The organism is Pseudomonas sp. CFBP13508, from assembly GCF_005233515.1.
In the GTDB taxonomy this organism is placed as follows: domain Bacteria; phylum Pseudomonadota; class Gammaproteobacteria; order Pseudomonadales; family Pseudomonadaceae; genus Aquipseudomonas; species Aquipseudomonas mercuritolerans.
On the sequence record NZ_QFZZ01000007.1, the window covers coordinates 169,746 to 191,240 of the forward strand.

Below are 21,495 nucleotides of genomic sequence, written 5' to 3' on the forward strand. Positions count from 1 at the left end.
CCTCCCAGGCAAATGTTCTGTTTATTCATACGGCATCAAACCGGCCTGGATGAAGACTGACAGAAGATAAACGCCAACAGGCAGCACTGCAAAGTGCTGCCTGTGCGTTCACCCACGTATTGCATTCGAAGCTTATTCGCTCGAAAGCAGATCCATGGTGTGCTTATCCATCATTTCCAGCGCACGGCCCCCGCCGCGAGCGACACAGGTCAGCGGGTCTTCGGCAACGATCACCGGCAGACCGGTTTCCTGGGCCAGCAACTTGTCGAGGTCACGCAGCAGCGCGCCACCACCAGTCAGCACCAGGCCACGCTCGGCGATGTCGGAAGCCAGTTCCGGCGGCGATTGCTCCAGCGCGCTTTTCACCGCCTGAACGATGGTGGCCAGCGACTCTTGCAGAGCCTCGAGCACTTCGTTGGAGTTCAGGGTGAATGCGCGTGGAACGCCTTCGGCCAAGTTGCGACCGCGAACATCGACTTCGCGCACTTCGCCGCCCGGGTAGGCAGTACCGATTTCCTGCTTGATGCGCTCGGCGGTGGATTCACCGATCAGGCTGCCGTAGTTGCGGCGCACGTAGGTGATGATCGCTTCGTCGAAACGGTCGCCGCCGACACGTACGGATTCGGCGTAGACCACACCGTTGAGGGAGATCAGGGCGATTTCAGTGGTACCACCGCCGATGTCCACAACCATCGAACCGCGCGCTTCTTCAACCGGCAGGCCGGCACCGATCGCAGCAGCCATCGGCTCTTCGATCAGAAACACTTCACGGGCACCGGCGCCAAGGGCCGATTCACGGATGGCGCGACGCTCAACCTGGGTGGACTTGCATGGAACGCAGATCAGCACACGAGGGCTGGGCTGCAGGAAACTGTTTTCGTGAACCTTGTTGATAAAGTACTGCAGCATCTTTTCGCAGACGCTGAAGTCGGCGATCACGCCGTCCTTCATCGGACGAATGGCGGCAATGTTGCCCGGCGTACGGCCGAGCATGCGCTTGGCCTCGGTGCCGACAGCGACGACACTTTTCTGGTTACCGTGTGTCCGAATGGCCACAACCGATGGCTCATTCAGGACGATACCGCGCTCGCGCACGTAAATAAGGGTGTTGGCAGTGCCCAGGTCAATGGAAAGATCGCTGGAAAACATGCCACGCAGTTTCTTGAACATGGGAAAGGGACCCTAGGCAACGCGTGGGTAAAAAAGTGCGGCAAACTCTAACAACGACAGGGATTTTGGGCAAGGCGCCAATATGTTAAATTGGCCGCTTTTCTGTGCACCAAGCCCCACAATCGCGGCCTTATGACCGTAGAAGTGCGGTAGTGTTCCGACAATCTAACACACGGACGCCGTCCGTTCTGTTTTCCACTGGAGAATCCCGATGGCGCTAGAACGCTCCGACGTGGAAAAAATCGCGCACCTGGCCTGCCTTGGCCTCAACGATGCCGATCTTCCGCACATTACTTCCGCCCTCAACAGCATTCTCGGGCTGGTCGACGAAATGCAGGCCGTTGATACCGACGGTATCGAGCCGCTGGCCCACCCCCTGGAAGCCAGTCAGCGCCTGCGCGCCGACGTGGTGACCGAGACGAATAATCGCGAGGCCTACCAGTCCATCGCACCAGCGGTCGAAAACGGCCTGTATCTGGTTCCGAAAGTCATCGACTAAAGGGAAAGAGCCTGCAATGCATCAAATGACTCTGGCCGAGATCGCCCGCGGTCTCGCCGATAAAAAGTTTTCTTCCGAAGAGCTGACCAAAGTCCTGCTGGCGCGTATTACCCAGCTCGACCCGCAGCTCAACAGTTTCATCAGCCTCACCGAGGATCTGGCCATCGAGCAGGCGAAAGCCGCCGATGCACGCCGGGCCAATGGTGAGAGCGGCGCCCTGCTCGGCGCGCCGATCGCCCACAAGGATCTGTTCTGCACCCAAGGCATCCGCACCAGTTGCGGCTCGAGGATGCTCGACAACTTCAAGGCTCCCTACGACGCCACCGTAGTCGCGAAACTGGCCGCTGCCGGCGCCGTGACCCTGGGCAAGACCAACATGGACGAATTCGCCATGGGTTCGGCCAACGAGTCGAGCTGGTACGGCGCAGTGAAAAACCCGTGGAATCTGGAACACGTGCCGGGCGGTTCGTCCGGCGGCTCGGCGGCGGCGGTTGCTGCTCGTTTGTTGCCAGCGGCCACGGCCACCGACACCGGCGGTTCGATCCGTCAGCCGGCGGCGTTCACCAACCTCACCGGCCTGAAGCCGACCTACGGTCGCGTTTCGCGCTGGGGCATGATTGCCTACGCTTCCAGCCTCGATCAGGGCGGCCCGTTGGCGCGCACGGCCGAAGACTGCGCGATCCTGCTGCAAGGCATGGCCGGCTTCGACCCGAACGATTCCACCAGCATCGATGAGCCGGTTCCGGATTACTCCGCCAGCCTCGGCGAGTCGCTGCAAGGGCTGCGCATCGGCGTGCCGAAGGAATACTTCAGCGCCGGTCTCGACCCGCGCATTGCCGAGCTGATCCAGAACAGCATCCAGCAGTTGCAGAAGCTCGGTGCGGTGATCAAGGAAATCAGCCTGCCGAACATGCAGCACGCGATCCCGGCTTATTACGTGATCGCCCCGGCAGAGGCCTCCTCGAACCTGTCGCGTTTCGACGGCGTGCGTTTCGGCCATCGCTGCGAGAACCCGGAAAACCTCATCGATCTGTACAAGCGTTCCCGTGGCGAAGGCTTCGGCGCGGAAGTGCAGCGCCGGATCATGGTCGGTGCCTACGCGCTGTCCGCCGGTTACTACGATGCCTACTACCTGAAAGCGCAGAAGATCCGTCGTCTGGTGAAGAACGATTTCATGGCTGCGTTCAATGAAGTCGACATCATCCTCGGCCCGACCACGCCAAACCCGGCGTGGAAACTCGGCGCGAAGAACAGCGACCCGGTCGCTGCCTATCTGGAAGACGTCTACACCATCACCGCCAACCTCGCCGGCCTGCCGGGCCTGTCGATGCCGGCCGGTTTTGTCGACGGTCTGCCGGTGGGCGTGCAGTTGCTCGCGCCGTATTTCCAGGAAGGCCGCCTGTTGAACGTTGCCCACCAGTATCAGCTCAACACTGACTGGCACACCCGCACCCCAACCGGCTTCTGAGGAGACACACATGCAATGGGAAGTCGTGATCGGGCTGGAGATTCACACTCAGCTCACCACCCGGTCGAAAATCTTTTCCGGTAGTTCCACCACCTTCGGTTCCGAGCCGAACACCCAGGCCAGCCTGATCGACCTGGGCATGCCCGGCGTGCTGCCGGTGCTCAACCAGGAAGCGGTGCGCATGGCGGTGATGTTCGGTCTGGCGATTGACGCCGAGATCGGCCAGCACAACGTGTTCGCCCGCAAGAACTACTTCTACCCGGATCTGCCGAAGGGCTATCAGATCAGCCAGATGGAATTGCCGATTGTTGGCAAGGGCCACCTGGACATCGCCCTCGAGGATGGCACGGTCAAACGCGTCGGCATCACCCGCGCGCACCTGGAAGAAGACGCCGGCAAGAGCCTGCACGAAGAATTCAACGGTGCCACCGGCATCGACCTGAACCGTGCCGGCACGCCGCTGCTGGAAATCGTGTCCGAGCCGGACATGCGCAGCGCCAAGGAAGCCGTGGCTTACGTCAAGGCCATCCACGCGCTGGTGCGCTACCTGGGTATCTGCGACGGCAACATGGCCGAAGGCTCGCTGCGTTGCGACTGCAACGTCTCGGTGCGCCCGAAAGGCCAGGTCGAGTTCGGCACTCGCTGCGAGATCAAGAACGTCAACTCGTTCCGCTTCATCGAGAAAGCGATCAACTCGGAAATCCAGCGCCAGATCGAGCTGATCGAAGACGGCGGCAAAGTCATCCAGCAGACCCGTCTGTACGATCCGAACAAGGACGAGACCCGTCCGATGCGTTCGAAAGAGGAAGCCAACGACTACCGTTACTTCCCCGATCCGGACCTGCTGCCGGTGGTCATCGAAGAGTCGTTCCTCGGTGAAGTGCGTGCCACCCTGCCGGAACTGCCACCGCAAAAGCGCGAACGCTTCCAGAGCCAGTTCGGTCTGTCGGCCTACGACGCCAACGTGCTGGCCACCAGCCGTGAACAGGCGGACTACTTCGAGAAAGTCGCGGCCATCGGTGGCGACGCGAAACTGGCGGCGAACTGGGTGATGGTCGAGTTGGGCAGCCTGCTCAACAAGCAGGGCCTGGACATCGAAGACTCGCCAGTCTCCGCCGAGCAACTGGGCGGCATGCTGCAGCGCATCAAGGACAACACCATCTCCGGCAAGATCGCCAAGGTGGTGTTCGAAGCGATGGCCAACGGCGAAGGCAGTGCTGACGAGATCATCGAGAAGCGCGGCCTCAAGCAAGTCACCGACACCGGCGCGATCTCGGCTGTGCTCGACGAAATGCTCGCGGCCAACGCCGAACAGGTCGAACAGTACCGCGCGGCAGACGAAGCCAAACGCGGCAAGATGTTCGGCTTCTTCGTCGGCCAGGCCATGAAAGCCTCGAAAGGCAAGGCCAACCCGCAGCAGGTGAACGAACTGCTGAAAAGCAAGCTCGAAGGCTGACCACCAATGGAGCCGGATGCAAAGCCTGGCTCCATCCCCTGTGGGATTGATCTTCTGTGGCAGAAGATCAGTCCCACATTTGTATTCGGGAAACCTTGAATGAAGCGTCTGTTGCTGAGCAGCGCCCTGCTCTCTCTGCTGGCCGGTTGCGCCAGTACCGACACCATCGACCCGCACGGTTACGACCAGACCGGCGTCGCCTCCTACTATGGAGCCAAACATCACGGTAAACGCACCGCCAGCGGCGAAGCGTTCAACCAGCATTCCCTGACCGCCGCCCACCGCCAGTTGCCGTTCGGCACGCGGGTGAAGGTCACCAACCTGAAAAATGATGAATCAGTCGTGGTCCGCATCAATGACCGCGGCCCGCACACCCGTGGCCGGCTGATCGATCTGTCGCGCGAGGCCGCCGATGAAATCGGCATGCTGCGCAGCGGCACCGCACGGGTTCGCGTGCAGGCCCTGGACTGATGGAGCGCCGACCATTTTCGGACTAGCCGATCTGCCGCTGATCAACGTCATCGAATTGCTCAGCGGCCTGGTTCTTTTGCTCATCGGCGCCGAGCTGATGGTGCGCGCCGCCGTGCGCCTGGCCGAGCGCCTGCACGTGCGTCCGTTGATCATCGGCCTGACCATCGTCGCTCTCGGCAGCAGCGCGCCGCAGATGACCGTGAGCCTGCAAGCGGCGTTGACCGACAACCCGGACATCGCCGTCGGCAGCGTGGTCGGCAGCGGCATTTTCAACATCCTCGTAACCCTTGGCCTCTCGGCATTGATCATCCCCCTGCGCGTGTCGCGGCAACTGGTGCGCCTGGATATCCCGCTGATGATCGGCGCCAGCCTGCTGGTATTCATCCTCGCTTGGAATAAAGATCTCGGGCGTTTCGACGGCGTCCTGCTGCTCGGGGCGTTGGCGCTGTACCTTGGCTTGTTGTTCCGCCAGTCGCGACACTCGACCCGCCCCCATACCGAACGCCCGAAGGATACGCAGCAATCCTGGCTGATCAGTGTGCTGATGATTCTCGCTGGCCTGGCCATGCTGGTGTTCGCCGGGCGTTTGCTGCTCGGCGCCGCCGTGGTCGTGGCCACCGACCTTGGCCTGTCCGAACGGGTCATCGGTCTGACCGTGGTCGCGGTCGGCACTTCGCTGCCGGAGCTGGCGACTTCGCTGATCGCTGCGTTGCGCGGGCAGCGCGACATTGCCGTGGGCAACGTGATCGGCGCCAACCTGTTCAACCTGCTCGGGGTGCTGGGGCTGACCGCGCTGCTCGCACCGACGCCGCTTTCCGTTTCCCCGAATGCGCTGGATTTCGACTTGCCGGTGATGCTCGGCGTCGCGGCGCTGTGTCTGCCAGTGTTTTACTCGGGCTACCGCGTTACCCGGGCCGAAGGCTTGCTGCTGCTCGGTTTGTATCTGGTCTACGGGCTGCATGTGGTGTCGTTCACCACCGGCATGCCGCTGGCCGGCAAACTCGAGCGCTTGATGCTGTTTTATGTCCTGCCGGCGCTGCTGACGTTTCTGCTGTTCACGTCGATCCGCGCCTGGCGTCGCCAACACCACAAGAGAGATGTGCCATGAGCGAGTCGAAGCAGTCCGGGGTTGAAATCCGTCGTCAGGTCATGGGCGATGCGTTCGTTGATCGCGCCCTGGGCAACGCCACCGAGTTCACCCAGCCGTTGCAGGATTTCGTCAATGAACACGCCTGGGGTGGGGTGTGGAATCGTGAGGGGCTGCCGCTGAAAACCCGCAGCCTGATCACCCTCGCCGCGCTGACCGCGTTGAAGTGCCCGCAGGAGTTGAAAGGCCATGTGCGCGGTGCGCTGAACAACGGCTGCACGGTGGAAGAGATTCGCGAGGCGCTGCTGCATTGCGCGGTGTATGCCGGCGTACCGGCGGCGATCGATGCGTTTCGCGCGGCGCAGGAAGTGATCGATACCTACCAGAAACCGCAGTGACCGCCTTCGCGAGCAGGCTCGCTCCCACATTTGCAATGCGCTTCCCTGTGGGAGCGAGCCTGCTCGCGAAGAGGCCCTGGCAGACAATGCGAATCCTTGCTCAGATCCACCCACCCCACTGCAACACAAAGATCCCGACATTGGTGGTAATCGCCGCCATCAAGGTGGTCATCACGATGATCGCCGCTGCCAGCTCATGATTGCCCTGCGCTGCCCGGGCCATGACGAAACTCGCCGCTGCCGTCGGGCTGCCGAAGTACAGAAAAAGAATCCCCAGTTCCGCCCCGCGAAAGCCCCACAGCCACGCGCCCACGGTTGCCAGTAACGGCAGACCGACCATCTTCACCAGACTGGAACTGAGCGCCATCTTGCCGCTCTTGCGCAACGCCGCCAGCGACAGCGTGCCGCCGATACAGATCAGCGCCAGCGGCAAAGTGGTCTGCGCCAGATACTGGCCGGAGGTTTCCAGCCAGCCCGGCAAACCGATCTTGAAATAAGCGAACGGCGCCGCCGAAATCACGCTGATGATCAGCGGGTTGCTGAACACGCTTTTGCAGATGCTCCACGGATCGGACTTGATCACCGGGCTGTACACCGCCAGCACGATGGTGGAGAGCGTGTTGTAGAACAGGATCACCAGCGCCGCGAGAATTGCCCCGAGGGAAATGCCGTAATCGCCGTACATGCTCGCGGCGAGTGCAAGGCCGATCACGCCGTTGTTGCCACGAAACGCGCCCTGGGTGTAGATGCCGCGATCTTCCCGCGGACATTTGAAAATCGCCCAGCCCCAGGCCACGGCGAAACTCACCAGGGTCGCGAGGGAAAAGTAGATGAGCAGCGAGGGTTGCAGCGCGGCGTGCAGGTCAGCGTGGAGAATGCCGAGGAACAGCAGCGCCGGCATGGTCACGTTGAACACCAGCGACGAGGCGGTGTGGATGAAGTTGTCGTTGATCCAGTCGATGCGCTTGAGCAGCACACCGAGAAACAGCATGGCAAACACCGGCGCGGTGATGTTCAGGGTTTCAAGAAAGATTGCCAGCATGCCGGGGAGCCTTGGGTGAGCTTAGTCAGGGGGGCAATGATAAAGCAAAAGCCCCTCACCCTAGCCCTCTCCCAAAGGGAGAGGGAACCGATCGGGGGATATTTAAACAATCCACCGACCTGAAATGACATCGTCGAATCCATAATCGACCCGATTCGTCAGGTCGATGTATAGCGCAGAACAACTCGGTCGGCCCCCTCTCCCTCCTGGAGAGGGAACCGATCGGGGGATATTTAAACAATCCACCGGCCTGAAATGACATCGTCGAATCCATAATCGACCCGATTTGTCAGGTCGATGTATAGCGCAAAACAACTCGGTCGGCCCCCTCTCCCTCCGGGAGAGGGCTGGGGTGAGGGGCTTTTGATCTTCCATGAAACGATCAGGTAATCGGCGCCGGGTTGAACAGGGTGATGTCGTTATGCAGCTTGTGCTTCTCCGCCCAGGTCTGTTGCTTGCCACTGGCAACATCCAGGTAATAGTGGAACAACTCCCAACCCAGCTCTTCGATGGTCGCGCGTCCGGTAGCGATACGCCCGGCATCAATGTCGATCAGATCTGGCCAGCGCTGCGCCAGTTCGGTCCGCGTCGACACCTTGACCACTGGCGCCATGGCCAACCCATAAGGCGTGCCGCGACCGGTGGTGAACACGTGCAGGTTCATCCCCGCCGCCAGTTGCAGCGTCCCGCAAACAAAGTCGCTGGCCGGCGTCGCGCAGAAAATCAGGCCCTTGTGCTTGAAACGCTCGCCCGGGCCAAGCACGCCGTTGATCGCGCTGCTGCCGGACTTGACGATCGAGCCCAGGGACTTCTCGACAATGTTCGACAACCCGCCCTTCTTGTTACCCGGCGTGGTGTTGGCGCTGCGATCGGCTTCGCCCTTGGCCAGGTAACGGTCGTACCAGTCCATCTCGCGCACCAGCTCTTCGGCGACGGTTTGCGTTTGCGCCCGCGACGTCAGCAGATAGATCGCATCGCGCACTTCGGTGACTTCGGAAAACATCACCGTCGCCCCCGCACGCAACAGCAAGTCCGAGGCATAACCCAGCGCCGGGTTGGCGGTGATGCCGGAGAACGCGTCGCTGCCGCCGCACTGCATACCGAGAATCAGCTCGGAGGCCGGCACGGTTTCGCGGCGGCGCTGGTCGAGTTTCTTCAAACGCACTTCGGCCAGTTCCATGATCTGTTCGATCATTTCGGTAAAACCGTGACTGGAATCCTGCAAGCGGTACAGCCACGGATCGCTGAGATCCACCGAGGCATCGTCCTCGTGCATCACCTGCCCGGCCTGCAATTTCTCGCAGCCCAGACCGATCACCAGCGCCTCGCCACCCAGGTTCGGGTTGCGCGCAAGATTGCGCACGGTACGAATCGGGATATAGGCGTCGGTGGCGGTGATCGCCACACCGCAGCCATAGCTGTGGGTCAGCGCCACCACGTCATCGACGTGCGGGTACTTCGGCAGTAGCTCTTCCTTGATGCGCTTGACCGCGTGATCGAGCACACCGGTGACGCACTGCACGGTCGTAGTGATGCCGAGAATGTTGCGCGTGCCAACGGTGCCGTCGGCGTTGCGATAGCCCTCGAACGTGAAGCCTTCCAGCGGTGCCTGCGCATCCGGCACCTCGGTGGACAGCGGCAAGCTGTCCAGCGGTGGCGCGGTGGGCATGCGCAGTTGATCTTCCTTGACCCAACTGCCACGGCGAATCGGCTGCAAGGCGTAGCCAATGATCTGCCCGTAACGAATCACCGGGCCGCCTTCGGGAATATCCTCCAGGGTGACCTTGTGGCTCTGCGGTACGAAATCCAAGGTGACCAGGCCGTCGGCAAACTCGGTACCGGCCGGTACGCCCTGATCGTTGACCACCACTACAACGTTGTCCCGCTCGTGCAGGCGGATGTAGCGCGGCGAGTCGGAATGTTCAATCAACTGCATGACGCCGCTCCTCAGGAATGCGCTTGAGACAAGTTACCGGTGACTTCATTGCCGCCCTTGGCTGGCGGCTCTTTCAAGACCACACGCTTGATCGGGCCGACGATCACCAGATAGCTGAACACCGCGACCAGTGCGTTGGCGCCGACAAACACCAGCGCCCACTTGAACGAACCGGTGGAGCTGATGATGTAGCCAATGACGATCGGCGTGGTGATCGAAGCGATGTTGCCAAAGGTGTTGAACAGGCCACCGCTCAGACCGGCGATCTGTTTCGGCGAAGTGTCGGAGACCACCGCCCAGCCCAGTGCGCCAACGCCTTTGCCGAAGAATGCCAGAGCCATGAAGCCCACGACCATCCATTCCACTTCAACATAGTTGCACGCGACGATGCTGCTCGACACCAGCAGGCCGGCGATGATCGGCGCCTTGCGGGCGAAGGTCAGCGAGTGGCCCTTGCGCAGCAGGTAGTCGGAAATCACCCCGCCAAGCACGCCGCCGATAAAGCCGCAGATCGCCGGCAACGAAGCGATGAAACCGGCCTTGAGAATGGTCATGCCACGCTCTTGCACCAGATACACCGGGAACCAGGTCAGGAAGAAATAGGTGATGCCGTTGATGCAGTACTGGCCCAGATACACGCCGAGCATCATGCGGTTGGTCAGCAGCTGACGGATGTAATCCCACTTCGGACCGTCGGACTTCTTGCCCTTCTGATCCATGTCGACCATGCCGCCGTTGTCAGCGATGTGCTTGAACTCGGCCTCGTTGACCCGTGGGTGCTCGCGCGGGCTGTAGATGACTTTCAGCCACACCAGCGAGAAGATGATGCCGAGAATGCCCATGACGATGAACACGTGCTCCCAGCCGAAGCTGTAGACGATCCAGCCCATCAGCGGCGCGAACAACACGGTGGCAAAGTACTGCGCCGAGTTGAAGATCGCCGAAGCGGTGCCGCGTTCAGCGGTCGGGAACCACGCCGCCACGATGCGAGCGTTGCCGGGGAACGATGGCGCTTCGGCCAGGCCCACCAGAAAGCGCAACATGAACAGCGCAACCACTGCCGTGGACATGCCGAATTCACCGACAAAGCCTTGCAGCACGGTGAACAGCGACCAGGTGAAAATGCTCAGGGCATAGACTTTTTTCGAGCCGAAGCGATCGAGCAGCCAGCCACCGGGAATTTGCCCGGCGACGTAGGCCCAACCGAATGCGGAGAAGATGTAGCCGAGGGTAACGGCGTCAATGCCCAGATCCTTTTGCAGGCTGGAACCGGCAATGGCGATCGTGGCACGGTCGGCGTAGTTGATCGTGGTCACCAGAAACAGCATGAGCAGGATCAAATAGCGGACGTGAGTCGGCTTGGAGGATTGCATGCAGATGTACTCCCACTGATTATTTTTATGCGGGGTGAAGCTTCTTTGGTCTTGCATCTATTCCCTGTAGGAGCTGCCGAAGGCTCGGGCCGCGATCGGACGATCTTTTGATCCTGATCTTAAAAACAGGATCAAAAGATCGCAGCCTTCGGCAGCTCCTACAGGGGTATTGCGGGTATCAGGAGCCTACGTAGGCGGTTTTCACCACGGTGTAGAACTCTTGTGCATAGCGGCCCTGCTCACGGGAGCCGTAGGACGAGCCTTTACGCCCGCCGAACGGTACGTGGTAATCCACACCGGCGGTCGGCAGATTGACCATCACCATCCCGGCCTGGGAGTGGCGCTTGAAGTGGTTGGCGTACTTCAGCGAGGTGGTGGCGATGCCGGCCGACAAGCCGAATTCGGTGTCGTTGGCCATTGCCAGCGCGGCTTCGTAATCGGCCACACGAACAATGTTGGCCACCGGGCCGAAGATCTCTTCGCGGCTGATGCGCATCGACGCTTCGCTGTCGGCAAACAGGGTTGGCGCGAGGAAGTAGCCCTCGGTGTCGCAAGTCACCACACCGCCGCCGCTGACCAGACGTGCACCTTCGGACTGGCCGATGTCGATGTACTTCATGTCCTGCTCAAGCTGCGCCTGGGAAACCACCGGACCGATGTCGGTGCCGGCCTTCAGCGCGTGGCCGACCTTGATCGACTTCATGCGCTCGGCCATCGCTTCAACGAACTTGTCGTGGATGCCAGCGGTGACGATCAGACGGCTCGACGCTGTGCAGCGCTGGCCGGTGGAGTAGAACGCGCTCTGCACCGACAGCTCGACCGCTTGCTTGAGGTCGGCGTCGTCGAGAATGATCTGCGGGTTCTTGCCGCCCATTTCCAGCTGCACCTTGGCCTGGCGCGAAACGCAGTTGACCGCGATCTGACGACCCACGCCCACCGAACCGGTGAAGCTGATGCCGTCGACTTTCGGGCTGTTGACCAACGCCTCGCCAACCACGCGACCGCTGCCCATTACCAGGTTGAACACACCGGCCGGGAAGCCCGCGCGGGAAATGATTTCCGCCAGCGCCCAGGCGCAGCCCGGCACCAGATCGGCAGGCTTGAGCACGACGCAGTTGCCGTAGGCGAGGGCCGGAGCAATCTTCCACGCAGGAATGGCGATCGGGAAGTTCCACGGGGTGATCAGACCGACCACGCCCAGCGCTTCGCGAGTGACTTCGACGTTGACGCCCGGGCGTACCGACGGCACATAGTCACCGGACAGGCGCAGGCATTCACCGGCGAAGAACTTGAAAATGTTGCCGGCGCGGGTCACTTCACCGATCGCTTCCGGCAGGGTCTTGCCCTCTTCACGGGCCAGCAGGGTGCCGAGCTCTTCGCGACGGGCGAGGATCTCGCTGCCGACTTTATCCAGCGAATCGTGACGGGCCTGAATGCCCGAAGTGGAGTACGCCGGGAACGCAGCGCGAGCAGCGTCGATGGCGGCGTTGACCTGGGTCAGGTCAGCCTTGGCGTAGTCGCCGATGGTGTCGCTGAGTTCGGACGGGTTGATGTTGGCCGAGTAATCGGCACCGGCGACCCATTCGCCATTGATGTAGTTGTCGTAGCGTTTTGCAGTTGTCACAGGGCAGCCCTCAACTCTAAAAGCCTTCACGCAAAAAGCCGCTGATTGCTCAGCGGCCTCGCTTTTCTCGTTTATTGCGCGCCTTGCTTGTCGATCAGCGCGGCGAGCATTTCGTACTCTTCGCCGGTCAGGTCGGTCAGCGGCGCACGCACCGGACCTGCGTCATAGCCGGCGATTTTTGCACCTGCCTTGACGATGCTCACGGCATAACCGGCCTTGCGGTTGCGGATGTCCAGGTACGGCAGGAAGAAGTCGTCGATGATCTTGCCGACGGTGGCGTGATCTTCGCGAGCGATCGCGTGGTAGAAGTCCATCGCGGTTTTCGGGATGAAGTTGAACACCGCCGAGGAGTAGACCGGCACGCCCAATGCCTTGTAGGCAGCGGCATAGACTTCAGCGGTCGGCAGACCACCGAGGTAGCTGAAGCGATCACCGAGGCGGCGACGGATCGACACCATCAACTCGATATCGCCCAGGCCATCCTTGTAGCCGATCAGGTTCGGGCAGCGCTCGGCCAGACGTTCCAGCAGCGGCGCGTTGAGGCGGCAAACGTTGCGGTTGTAGACGACCACGCCGATGTTGACCGATTTACACACGGCTTCAACGTGAGCGGCAACGCCGTCCTGGCTCGCTTCAGTCAGGTAGTGCGGCAGCAGCAACAGGCCCTTGGCGCCCAGACGCTCGGCTTCCTGAGCGTATTCGATGGCCTGGCGGGTCGAACCACCGACGCCAGCGAGGATCGGCACGCTGGTTGCGCAGGTGTCGACGGCAGTCTTGATGATTTCCGAATACTCGCTGGCGGCCAGGGAGAAGAACTCACCGGTGCCGCCGGCGGCGAACAGAGCCGAAGCGCCATACGGAGCCAGCCATTCCAGGCGTTTGATGTAGCCCGCGCGGTTGAAATCGCCCTGCGCGTTGAAATCGGTCACCGGGAAAGACAGCAGGCCGGCAGAGAGGATGGACTTCAGTTCTTGTGGATTCATTATTCGAACACCCTGGTAGCAACGTTTTATTGTGAGTGGACCGTTCAGCCTTCGCCGAAGTTGTAGGTCATCGTACAACTTAAAAAATAACCGTCAACTGCATTTCATCGTTGGCAGCGCTTTTTTGTCGGACAAGATTGGCTTTCGCGCTTAACGAAATGGCTACGAGGCGCGTGCTTGACGTCTTCGATGGCTGAAATATCCGGTCTGGATTCGTTTAATTCTGAGGGGACCAGCGGCTCGTAAAGTACGTCGACTGCCACGAAGGATCGTGGCGAACCACTCAAAGGAAGCCGTTATGTCGATGCACTTTGCTGCCCCTACCCTCACCCACATCGCCCCCGCACAGGACGACTGCGTCACGCTTCAGCTCTCGCAATTGCCGGACATCCTCACCGTGCACGTCCCGGACTCCAGCGATTTCGCAGCGAACTGGAGCGTCTACGCGATTCTCGGCAGCGATGGAGAAGAACCTGAATGGGAAGGTGATGAAGTGGACACTGGCGCCTGGGGTGACGCCGAGGATGAAATGGAAAAGCTCTTCGACATCGAGGTGCAGCTGCCGAAAGAAGCATTGCAACCGTACCTGAATCGCGAGGTGGAACTGCGCTACAAGTTTCGGGATGAGTCGAGTATGGAGCCGTATTCGCAGGGGTTGAGGTTGCGGATCGAGGCGTGAACACGGCGTTTCTCATCACCATTTCACGTTTCCAGGCGCAGCCGCTTTGCGTGACGACCGTTGGTCGGGACTGGTATTTCTAACAGGTGCGCAAGAAAGGGCCTAACTGAGCTAATGACCGCAGGGGATAGCGAACCGGCTCCTATCGTAGCGCGTCATTACTACGGAATTAAAAGGTTTGATTAGGTATAAAAGGAATTTCAATCATGACTGCAAACCCAACAAACCTCGCCCCGCCTCAACTTCTCGAAGCCACCGTGCATGACGGGAAACTCACGCTTTACATCCATAATTTGGTTGACCCTGCTCACGGCAGCGTCGAGTCGTACCCAAATGTTATGGAGGGAGACAAGGTGATCTTCGAGGTGAGCACTTCCACAGGGAACCAAGATAAGCAGGAGCTCGAAGTAAAATCACCCACCGACGCCTCATTTGTATTCGTTATTGCGAAAAAAATCTTTGCAGAAAAATTTGAGCCGGGTGCCATCGCTACATTGAGCTATAGCGTGCAGAGATCATCTGGTAATACTGCACAGTCTGAAGAGCAGAAGGTTTATCTCGAACTCTGACAACATCACCCCTGCGCCTGCGCCTCTTCATGGGCCTGGCGCAGTCTTTCGCGGCTGTTCGTCAGGTGCAGACGCATCGCCGCACGCGCGGCATCGGAATCCTGGCGGGCAATCGCGTCGTAGATTTCTTCGTGCTCGCGGCTCAGGCGGCCCATGTAGTGCTGCTGGTCATCATGAGCCAAACGCGCCGAGTTTAGCCGCGTACGTGGAATGATGCTGGTGCCCAGGTGCGTCATGATGTCGGTGAAGTAGCGGTTGCCGGTGGACAGGGCGATTTCCAGGTGGAAAGCGAAGTCCGACGACACCGCATCGCTGGCATGCGAGGCGCTTTCGTTCAGAGCGTCGAGGGCGGCGCGCATGGTTGCCAGTTGTTCGGGGCTGCGGCGTTGCGCGGCGAGGCCGGCGGATTCGACTTCGAGGCTGATGCGCAATTCGAGAATCGCCAGCACGTCACGCAGGGTGACCACGGTGGCCGGATCGATACGGAAACCGCTCGGGCTTGGCGTGTCGAGGACGAACGTGCCGATGCCGTGGCGGGTCTCCACCTGGCCGGCGGCCTGCAGACGGGAAATCGCCTCGCGCACCACGGTGCGGCTGACGCCATGGGCTTCCATGATCGCGGACTCGGTGGGCAACTTGTCGCCACGCTTGAGCAGGCCATCGCGGATCTGCTCGCTCAACACCGTCACCAATTCCTGGGCGAGGCTGCGGCGCTTGCGGGGGAGGCGCGGGGTGTCGATCAGCTTTTCCATGGTCTGCATCTTGTCTCGAAAGTTCGGCTTGGCGCCATCATAGCTCAAGCGGGTTGTACGATCACCGGGCAGATCACATTACCCCACTGTGGGAGCGAGCCTGCTCGCGAAAGCGGTGGTTCAGACGACAGATTCGTCGACCGATATGGCCCCTTCGCGAGCAGGCTCGCTCCCACAGGTGAGTGTTCAGACAGTTATGGCCTGTTCGACCAGACGACCGCTGTCGATCCGCACATGCCGTGGATGGAATCGTTTCAAACTGCTTCGGTGACCGACGCTGACAATGCTCAACCCCGGAATCTCGTCGATCAACGCCTGATACAAGGTCGCCTCGTCTTCTTCATCCATCGCCGAAGTGGCTTCGTCCATGTACAACCATTGCGGTGCATAAAGGAGCGCGCGGGCGAAGGCCAGGCGTTGCTGTTCACCCGGCGAGAGCATGCGCTGCCAATGATTGGCTTCATCCAGCCGCCCAACCAAGTGCGGCAGACGACAGGTTTCCAGCACCTGTGCATAACGCTCCGGCGTGTAAGTGTCGCCCGGTTGTGGATAACTCAACGCTTCACGCAATGTGCCGATCGGCAGATAAGGCTTCTGCGGCAGGAACAGATAACGCGCCGCCGGCAAACGAATATTGCCGTGCCCCGCCGGCCACAAATGCCCCATCGCCCGCAACAACGTGGACTTGCCGCTGCCGGAACGGCCGCTGAGCATCACTCGCTCGCCCGGTTCAACAGTCATGCCGGCGTTGGTCAGCAGGTGACGACCATCGGCCAGATCGAGGCCGAGGTTGTGCACCTGCAACTCACTGCCCTGGTTCTGCACATTGATAGCGGGCACCCGCTCTTCGTTGTTGCTCATGGCATTGCGGAAACTCAGCAGACGATCGCAAGTGGCGCGCCACTCGGCCAGATCCTGGTAAGCACTGATGAACCAACTGAAGTTCTCTTGCACATTGCCGAACGCCGAGTTGATTTGCATCAGCTCACCCAGCTCGATCTTGCCGCTGAAATACCGTGGCGCCGCAACAATGAACGGGAAAATGATCGCGATCTGTCCATAGCCCGAAGTGAAAAACGTCAGACGCTTGGACACCCGCATGATGTCCCAGAAGTTGTGCCAGACCAGGCCGAAACGATTGCTCAAGCGGCGGTTCTCATTCGGCTCGCCGTTGTAGAGGGCGATGCTTTCTGCATTTTCACGAACCCGCACCATCGAAAAACGCAGGTCAGCTTCGAAACGCTGCTGGTTGTTGTTCAAGCCGATAAGGCGTCTGCCGATCAGATGGGTCAGCCAACTGCCGACCGCCGCATAGACCAGTGCACACCAGAACATGTAGCCGGGAATAGTGAAACCGAACACCTCGATGCTCCCGGAGACGCCCCACAGGATGATCGAAAAGGACACCAGACTGACGATCGTGCGGATCAACCCCAAGCCAAGGGCCAAGGTGTTCGCGGTGAATTTATTGAGGTCTTCGGAGATGCGCTGGTCCGGGTTATCGGTATAACCGCCCTGCTCCAGCTGGTAGTAATTCTTGTGTTCAAGCCAACGGGTGAAGTGTTTTTCGGTCAGCCACGCCCGCCAGCGGATGGTCAGCATCTGCGTCAGATACTGCCGGTAAACCGCGGCGAGAATCGCCACGGCGGCGATACCGCAGAAGTACAGAATCAACTGCCAGAACGCCGCCTCATCCTTTTTCTGCAAGGCGTTGTAGAAATCCTTGTACCAACTGTTCAACCACACCGCGATCCATACGCTGAACAGCGTCAGCGCGATCACGGCAATCAGCAACGTCCAGGCCTTGCCCTTCTCTTCGCTGCGCCAGTAAGGCGTGGTCATCGCCCAGACTTTGCGAAAAAACTGCCCGCGCACAGCATCGTTGACCGCGGAATATTCAGCGTTCTGATTCATGGATAAGGCTCGATAGTAGAAAGAACGGACACGCGCCGATCATAGATGATCGGCGCGATTTATCGCGAGGGCTGGCGATAGTCGTTCAGCGCAGGTTCAGCGACGCACCGGACGCTTCTGCAATTTGCGCTGCAAGGTGCGGCGGTGCATGCCCAGCGCGCGGGCCGTGGCGGAAATGTTGCCTTCATGCTCGGTGAGCACGCGCTGGATGTGCTCCCATTGCAGGCGGTCGACCGACATCGGGTTTTCCGGCACCAGACTGTCGAGGTCGGCATGCTCGGACAGCAGCGCGGCCAGCACGTCGTCGGCATCGGCTGGTTTGCACAGGTAGTTGCAGGCGCCACGCTTGATCGCCTCCACCGCCGTGGCAATGCTCGAATAACCGGTGAGGATCACCACGCGCATTTCCGGATCGAGTTCCAGCAGCTTGGGCAGCAGGACCAGACCGGAATCGCCGTCCATTTTCAGGTCCAGCGCGGCGTAATCCGGCAGATCGGCCTGGGCGATGGTCAGGCCTTCTTCCGCAGAACCGGCAGTGCTGACGCGAAAGCCGCGGCGGGCCATGGCACGGGCCATGACGCGGGTGAAGGTCGCGTCGTCGTCGACCAGCAGCAGATGCGGCAGTTCTTCGCCTTCGACTTGAATTTCGTCACTCATGTTGGTCTCCTCGGGCGCCGTGGGGCAGGCGCAGCTCGGTGAGCGTGCCGCCTTCCTCATGACTATAGAGTTTCACTGAGCCGCCGGCGCGTGTCACGCTGGCCTTGCTCAAAAACAGGCCCAGGCCGAAACCTTTGCCCTTGGTGGTAAAAAACGGCTTGCCGATCTGCTCGGCGATGGCCAGCGGCACACCCGCGCCGTGGTCGCGAATGCTGATGGTCAAAGTCTCTGCGTCCCAGTCCAGCGTCACCTGGAGGTTTTCCGGGCAGGCGTCGGCGGCGTTGTTGAGCAGATTCAGCAAGGCCTGGGTCAGATCCGGCGGCGGCGCCATGCGCGGCACCGCCCCCTGGCCGAGACGCTGGAAGCGGTAACTGGCCTCCGGGCGCATCAGGTGCCAACGGTTCAACGCCTCGTCGAGCCAGTCGGTAACGTCCTGCATCTCCACCGCCAGACGCCGATTGGCCTCAGCGGCGCGGACCAGTTGCTGCAAGGTTTCCTTGCACAGCTTGACCTGATCCTGCAGCACTTTCAGATCGTCCTGCAGCAACGCATCGGGGTGATCCTGCTGCATTTCCTTGAGCAACACGCTCATGGTCGCCAGCGGCGTACCCAGCTCATGCGCCGCACCGGCAGCCTGGGTCGCAACGGCGAGCAACTGTTGATCGCGCAGACCTTCTTCGCGGCGAATCGCGCGCAATTCTTCCTGCCGGCGCAGCTCTTCAGCCATGCGCGCGGCGAAGAAGGTGATCACCGCAGCGGCCAGGGCAAAGCTTAGCCACATGCCATAGATCTGCAGATTCTCACGGGCGACCGGCAGGGTTTCCAGCGGATAGAAACGCGTCAGCATCAGCGTGTACAGCGCCAGCGCGATGCCCGACAGAATCACCGAATAACGCCACGGCAGCGTCACCGCCGCGATGGTCAGCGGCACCAGATAATAAGAAACGAAGGGGTTGGTCGAGCCGCCGGAGAAATACAGCAGCGCACTGTGAATCACCAGATCGCAGGCCAGTTGCAGCGCGTATTCAAGCTCGGTCACCGGCCACGATGTGCGCAGGCGCACGGCAGTGAACACGCAGAGCAGAATCGAACAGCCCAGGGTCATCGCCAATTGCACCCACGGCAACGGCAACAATTGCAGCCAGTAGGCCAGGCCCACGGACCCGGCCTGCGCGGCGAGCACCAGGGTGCGGATGAAAGTCAGCCGCCAGAGGTTCTGGCGAGTGGCGGAAGTCAGTTGTACGGGGGCGAGCATGAGCTCTCCTGATGAGCGCTCCAGGCGGATCGCACGGAGTATAACCAAGGCGCGGGGTTCAGAGGCGAAAGTGCGGCAAACGACCACAGGAGAGCAGCTGCAAGTTGCAAGCTTCAAGCGGCAAGCAAGATCAAAAGCAAGGGCAAGAGCTGCGGCGCTTTTGATGTAGCTTGCAGCTTGATGCTGAAGCTTGAAAGGAAGGCAGCTGCAAGTTGCAAGCTTCAAGCGGCAAGCAAGATCAAAAGCGCCGCAGTTCTTGCTCTTGCCTTTACTTGCAGCTTGAAGCTTGCAACTTGCAGCTGCTTTATAGAGTCTGATGGTTCACGCAGCGCCCTCTGCGCCTCACTCAAGGAGCCTTCATGCACACATTTCGCCGCAGCGCCGCCCTCCTCGCCCTGACCGTCGGCAGCGTCGCCAGCCTTCCGGCGCTGGCCGCCGATGAGCTGCACTACAACCAGATTTCCCTGCGCGCCGAAGTCAGCCAGGAAGTGGCCCGCGACCAGATGATCGTGACGCTCTATACCGAAGAGCAGAACACCGACCCGGCCAAACTCGCCGCCGCCATCAGCACCACCATGAACAAGGCCACCGCCCAGGCCAAACAAGTCAAAGACATCACCCTGCGCACGGGCAGCCGCAACAGTTATCCGATCTACGACACCAAAGGCCAGAAGATCACCGGCTGGCGCGAACGCGCCGAACTGCGCCTGGAAAGCACCGACTTCGCCGCCCTGTCCAAACTCACCGGCGAGTTGCTGACCGAGCTGAAAATGGGTGGCATGGACTTCGCCATCGCCGATCCAACGCGCAAGGCCAGCGAAGACCAGTTGCTCAAAGAAGCCGTCACCGCCTTCAAGACCCGCGCGCAACTGGCCACCGATGCACTGGGCGGCAAGGGCTACAAAATCGTCAACCTGAACCTCAACAGCAACGGTTACCCACAACCGTACCTGCGCGCGCCGATGATGATGAAAGCCGCGGCCATGGATTCCGCGCCGGTGACCCCGGAAGTTGAAGCCGGCACCAGCCAGGTCAGCATGACCGCTGATGGCTCGATTGAAGTGCTGATGCAGTGATTTGAGCTTGGCTGAATGAAAGACCGGCAATCAGTAAATGGTTGCCGGTTTTTTTGTGTCCGGGTTTTGTAGTGAATGATCCACCGCTTCGCGAGCAGGCTCGCTCCCACAGGTTGAACGCATTTGAATGTGGGAGCGAGCCTGCTCGCGAAGAACGATGACGCGATCTCAAGCGTGCGGATCAACCCGATCCAGCGCCCGATTCACCGCCAGCTCCGCCAGCATAATGATCTGCTGAATCGCCAGCGCCGTATTGCGCTGCGGACGACCAAGCTGATCGGCGAAATCGCTGGCCAGCGTATTGGCTGAAGCAAGGGACTCACAGGCGTGAGCCAGCAGGCTTTCGGTGTCGATGTCGGGCCGGATCTGAAACATCGTGCCGGGTGGATGGGGTTTGCCGGGGGGCGGGCAGAGATAGAAATCGAGGGCACGCTTGATGGCTTCGCGGTTTTTTGCGAGATCGTCGGCGCGCAGCGCGGCTTCAAGGGGGGTTGAGGTTTCTTCGGGTGGGTCGGGGACTGGTTTGGTCATTAAATAGCCCTACTTTGCTAAATGAACGCCATCACCTGCCGTTTCTCACGCGGCGAAGTGGGTGGCAACTATGTGCGGGGTGAGAAACCGGAAAAATAGGAAAACCGGCCAGACCGAAGTCTGCCCGCACACAGTCGCCATATCGCTATTGCAGACAACTGAAGAGCTGGCGGCAATTATGCGGACATGCGCACTGAATCACTAATTTTCCGGGTTCTCACACCCGATCGCTGAACAACCAGCGACGACCCAAGCCTAGAGAGCGGACGTCCGACGGACAACCTGAAAACCTTGTGGGAAGGTTCTGGCTGTTTCGCATCGAATTTAAACAGCCAAAAAGCAAACCCTCACCCTAACCCTCTCCCAGAGGGAGAGGGGACTGAACGAGGTGTTTGGGGGAGATACGCCAACGTGAAATTCCGAGTTGAACTCAGGATTTGAAAAGCACACAAATCAGCCCCCTCTCCTCGGGAGAGGGCTGGGGTGAGGGGCAAATCCACAACAAAGATAACGCCGAACACCCGCTCTTCACCACTCAATAGGCCGAGTGTCAGC

20 protein-coding genes are annotated in these 21,495 nt (G+C 60.3%); 9 read left to right on the forward strand and 11 right to left on the reverse strand.

What is annotated here, in order from left to right; all coding sequences use genetic code 11:
* Positions 1 to 132 precede the first annotated feature (132 nt).
* Positions 133 to 1,170, reverse strand: a complete 1,038-nt coding sequence (gene mreB / locus PspCFBP13508_RS20135) for a rod shape-determining protein MreB (protein ID WP_002555108.1) — start codon at positions 1,168 to 1,170, stop codon at positions 133 to 135.
* 211 nt (positions 1,171 to 1,381) lie between these two features.
* On the opposite strand from mreB, the gene gatC reads away from it, so the two are divergent.
* The 6 genes from gatC (at position 1,382) to PspCFBP13508_RS20165 (ending at position 6,549) form a co-directional block, all read left to right on the forward strand.
* Complete coding sequence (gene gatC, locus PspCFBP13508_RS20140; protein WP_024011606.1) at positions 1,382 to 1,669, forward strand: Asp-tRNA(Asn)/Glu-tRNA(Gln) amidotransferase subunit GatC; 288 nt, start codon at positions 1,382 to 1,384, stop codon at positions 1,667 to 1,669.
* Positions 1,670 to 1,685: 16 nt separating this feature from the next.
* Complete coding sequence (gatA, locus tag PspCFBP13508_RS20145; RefSeq protein ID WP_137215504.1) at positions 1,686 to 3,137, forward strand: Asp-tRNA(Asn)/Glu-tRNA(Gln) amidotransferase subunit GatA; 1,452 nt, start codon at positions 1,686 to 1,688, stop codon at positions 3,135 to 3,137.
* 10 nt (positions 3,138 to 3,147) lie between these two features.
* Positions 3,148 to 4,593: an Asp-tRNA(Asn)/Glu-tRNA(Gln) amidotransferase subunit GatB gene (gatB, locus tag PspCFBP13508_RS20150; protein ID WP_016771702.1), complete on the forward strand. Its 1,446-nt coding sequence runs from the start codon at positions 3,148 to 3,150 to the stop codon at positions 4,591 to 4,593.
* A gap of 99 nt (positions 4,594 to 4,692) precedes the next feature.
* Positions 4,693 to 5,064 (forward strand): septal ring lytic transglycosylase RlpA family protein, encoded by a 372-nt coding sequence (locus PspCFBP13508_RS20155; RefSeq protein WP_024011604.1) that lies wholly within the window; start codon positions 4,693 to 4,695, stop codon positions 5,062 to 5,064.
* A 31-nt stretch (positions 5,065 to 5,095) separates the two neighbouring features.
* Positions 5,096 to 6,172, forward strand: coding sequence for a calcium/sodium antiporter (locus tag PspCFBP13508_RS20160; protein WP_122610868.1), 1,077 nt, complete (start codon positions 5,096 to 5,098; stop codon positions 6,170 to 6,172).
* A complete protein-coding gene (locus PspCFBP13508_RS20165) occupies positions 6,169 to 6,549 on the forward strand; it encodes a carboxymuconolactone decarboxylase family protein (protein WP_137215505.1) in 381 nt (126 codons plus the stop codon). The genes PspCFBP13508_RS20160 and PspCFBP13508_RS20165 overlap by 4 nt, the downstream gene beginning before the upstream one ends.
* A gap of 100 nt (positions 6,550 to 6,649) precedes the next feature.
* On the opposite strand, the gene PspCFBP13508_RS20170 is transcribed toward PspCFBP13508_RS20165, so the two are convergent.
* The 5 genes from PspCFBP13508_RS20170 to kdgD all read right to left on the reverse strand — a co-directional run bounded on the left by PspCFBP13508_RS20170 (position 6,650) and on the right by kdgD (position 13,507).
* Positions 6,650 to 7,591 carry an AEC family transporter gene (locus PspCFBP13508_RS20170; RefSeq protein ID WP_016770674.1) on the reverse strand — a complete coding sequence of 314 codons (942 nt, stop codon included), beginning with the start codon at positions 7,589 to 7,591 and terminating at the stop codon, positions 6,650 to 6,652.
* Between the two features lie 382 nt (positions 7,592 to 7,973).
* The gene (garD, locus tag PspCFBP13508_RS20175; RefSeq protein ID WP_137215506.1) at positions 7,974 to 9,527 is read right to left on the reverse strand and encodes a galactarate dehydratase; all 1,554 of its coding nucleotides are present in this window, start codon (positions 9,525 to 9,527) and stop codon (positions 7,974 to 7,976) included.
* 11 nt (positions 9,528 to 9,538) lie between these two features.
* Positions 9,539 to 10,900, reverse strand: a complete 1,362-nt coding sequence (locus tag PspCFBP13508_RS20180; RefSeq protein WP_137215507.1) for an MFS transporter — start codon at positions 10,898 to 10,900, stop codon at positions 9,539 to 9,541.
* A 178-nt stretch (positions 10,901 to 11,078) separates the two neighbouring features.
* A complete protein-coding gene (locus PspCFBP13508_RS20185) occupies positions 11,079 to 12,524 on the reverse strand; it encodes an aldehyde dehydrogenase family protein (RefSeq protein WP_137215508.1) in 1,446 nt (481 codons plus the stop codon).
* A gap of 71 nt (positions 12,525 to 12,595) precedes the next feature.
* Positions 12,596 to 13,507 carry a 5-dehydro-4-deoxyglucarate dehydratase gene (kdgD, locus tag PspCFBP13508_RS20190; protein WP_007915340.1) on the reverse strand — a complete coding sequence of 304 codons (912 nt, stop codon included), beginning with the start codon at positions 13,505 to 13,507 and terminating at the stop codon, positions 12,596 to 12,598.
* 298 nt (positions 13,508 to 13,805) lie between these two features.
* On the opposite strand from kdgD, the gene PspCFBP13508_RS20195 reads away from it, so the two are divergent.
* Both PspCFBP13508_RS20195 and PspCFBP13508_RS20200 read left to right on the forward strand, forming a co-directional pair.
* Positions 13,806 to 14,186, forward strand: coding sequence for a hypothetical protein (locus tag PspCFBP13508_RS20195; protein ID WP_137215509.1), 381 nt, complete (start codon positions 13,806 to 13,808; stop codon positions 14,184 to 14,186).
* A 206-nt stretch (positions 14,187 to 14,392) separates the two neighbouring features.
* Positions 14,393 to 14,755, forward strand: coding sequence for a hypothetical protein (locus PspCFBP13508_RS20200; RefSeq protein ID WP_130911317.1), 363 nt, complete (start codon positions 14,393 to 14,395; stop codon positions 14,753 to 14,755).
* 5 nt (positions 14,756 to 14,760) lie between these two features.
* Here the strand turns inward: PspCFBP13508_RS20200 and PspCFBP13508_RS20205 are convergent, their stop codons facing one another.
* The 4 genes from PspCFBP13508_RS20205 to PspCFBP13508_RS20220 form a co-directional block, all read right to left on the reverse strand.
* A complete protein-coding gene (locus PspCFBP13508_RS20205) occupies positions 14,761 to 15,507 on the reverse strand; it encodes a FadR/GntR family transcriptional regulator (protein WP_024011597.1) in 747 nt (248 codons plus the stop codon).
* A 186-nt stretch (positions 15,508 to 15,693) separates the two neighbouring features.
* Entirely contained in the window at positions 15,694 to 17,421 is a 1,728-nt protein-coding gene (locus PspCFBP13508_RS20210) for an ABC transporter ATP-binding protein/permease (protein ID WP_137215510.1), read from the reverse strand.
* Positions 17,422 to 17,517: 96 nt separating this feature from the next.
* Positions 17,518 to 18,078 (reverse strand): response regulator transcription factor, encoded by a 561-nt coding sequence (locus PspCFBP13508_RS20215; RefSeq protein WP_003221630.1) that lies wholly within the window; start codon positions 18,076 to 18,078, stop codon positions 17,518 to 17,520.
* Positions 18,071 to 19,333 carry an ATP-binding protein gene (locus PspCFBP13508_RS20220; RefSeq protein ID WP_016771713.1) on the reverse strand — a complete coding sequence of 421 codons (1,263 nt, stop codon included), beginning with the start codon at positions 19,331 to 19,333 and terminating at the stop codon, positions 18,071 to 18,073. Before PspCFBP13508_RS20220 ends, PspCFBP13508_RS20215 begins: the two co-directional genes overlap by 8 nt.
* Positions 19,334 to 19,692: 359 nt before the next feature.
* Here PspCFBP13508_RS20220 and PspCFBP13508_RS20225 point away from each other — a divergent pair, with 359 nt between their 5' ends.
* On the forward strand, positions 19,693 to 20,409 hold the full coding sequence (locus PspCFBP13508_RS20225; protein ID WP_137215511.1) for an SIMPL domain-containing protein: 717 nt from the start codon (positions 19,693 to 19,695) through the stop codon (positions 20,407 to 20,409).
* A gap of 168 nt (positions 20,410 to 20,577) precedes the next feature.
* Here PspCFBP13508_RS20225 and PspCFBP13508_RS20230 read toward each other — a convergent pair whose 3' ends face one another.
* Complete coding sequence (locus tag PspCFBP13508_RS20230) at positions 20,578 to 20,940, reverse strand: DUF6124 family protein (RefSeq protein ID WP_137215512.1); 363 nt, start codon at positions 20,938 to 20,940, stop codon at positions 20,578 to 20,580.
* Between the last annotated feature and the right edge of the window lie 555 nt (positions 20,941 to 21,495).

What these genes read in the sequence shown, in the direction of transcription:
- mreB (WP_002555108.1), bottom strand. Translation starts at nt 1,170, where the DNA reads ATGTTCAAGAAACTGCGTGGCATGTTTTCCAGCGATCTTTCCATTGAC.
- gatC (WP_024011606.1), top strand. Translation starts at nt 1,382, where the DNA reads ATGGCGCTAGAACGCTCCGACGTGGAAAAAATCGCGCACCTGGCCTGC.
- gatA (WP_137215504.1), top strand. Translation starts at nt 1,686, where the DNA reads ATGCATCAAATGACTCTGGCCGAGATCGCCCGCGGTCTCGCCGATAAA.
- gatB (WP_016771702.1), top strand. Translation starts at nt 3,148, where the DNA reads ATGCAATGGGAAGTCGTGATCGGGCTGGAGATTCACACTCAGCTCACC.
- PspCFBP13508_RS20155 (WP_024011604.1), top strand. Translation starts at nt 4,693, where the DNA reads ATGAAGCGTCTGTTGCTGAGCAGCGCCCTGCTCTCTCTGCTGGCCGGT.
- PspCFBP13508_RS20165 (WP_137215505.1), top strand. Translation starts at nt 6,169, where the DNA reads ATGAGCGAGTCGAAGCAGTCCGGGGTTGAAATCCGTCGTCAGGTCATG.
- PspCFBP13508_RS20170 (WP_016770674.1), bottom strand. Translation starts at nt 7,591, where the DNA reads ATGCTGGCAATCTTTCTTGAAACCCTGAACATCACCGCGCCGGTGTTT.
- garD (WP_137215506.1), bottom strand. Translation starts at nt 9,527, where the DNA reads ATGCAGTTGATTGAACATTCCGACTCGCCGCGCTACATCCGCCTGCAC.
- PspCFBP13508_RS20180 (WP_137215507.1), bottom strand. Translation starts at nt 10,900, where the DNA reads ATGCAATCCTCCAAGCCGACTCACGTCCGCTATTTGATCCTGCTCATG.
- kdgD (WP_007915340.1), bottom strand. Translation starts at nt 13,507, where the DNA reads ATGAATCCACAAGAACTGAAGTCCATCCTCTCTGCCGGCCTGCTGTCT.
- PspCFBP13508_RS20195 (WP_137215509.1), top strand. Translation starts at nt 13,806, where the DNA reads ATGTCGATGCACTTTGCTGCCCCTACCCTCACCCACATCGCCCCCGCA.
- PspCFBP13508_RS20200 (WP_130911317.1), top strand. Translation starts at nt 14,393, where the DNA reads ATGACTGCAAACCCAACAAACCTCGCCCCGCCTCAACTTCTCGAAGCC.
- PspCFBP13508_RS20205 (WP_024011597.1), bottom strand. Translation starts at nt 15,507, where the DNA reads ATGGAAAAGCTGATCGACACCCCGCGCCTCCCCCGCAAGCGCCGCAGC.
- PspCFBP13508_RS20210 (WP_137215510.1), bottom strand. Translation starts at nt 17,421, where the DNA reads ATGAATCAGAACGCTGAATATTCCGCGGTCAACGATGCTGTGCGCGGG.
- PspCFBP13508_RS20215 (WP_003221630.1), bottom strand. Translation starts at nt 18,078, where the DNA reads ATGAGTGACGAAATTCAAGTCGAAGGCGAAGAACTGCCGCATCTGCTG.
- PspCFBP13508_RS20220 (WP_016771713.1), bottom strand. Translation starts at nt 19,333, where the DNA reads ATGCTCGCCCCCGTACAACTGACTTCCGCCACTCGCCAGAACCTCTGG.
- PspCFBP13508_RS20225 (WP_137215511.1), top strand. Translation starts at nt 19,693, where the DNA reads ATGCACACATTTCGCCGCAGCGCCGCCCTCCTCGCCCTGACCGTCGGC.
- PspCFBP13508_RS20230 (WP_137215512.1), bottom strand. Translation starts at nt 20,940, where the DNA reads ATGACCAAACCAGTCCCCGACCCACCCGAAGAAACCTCAACCCCCCTT.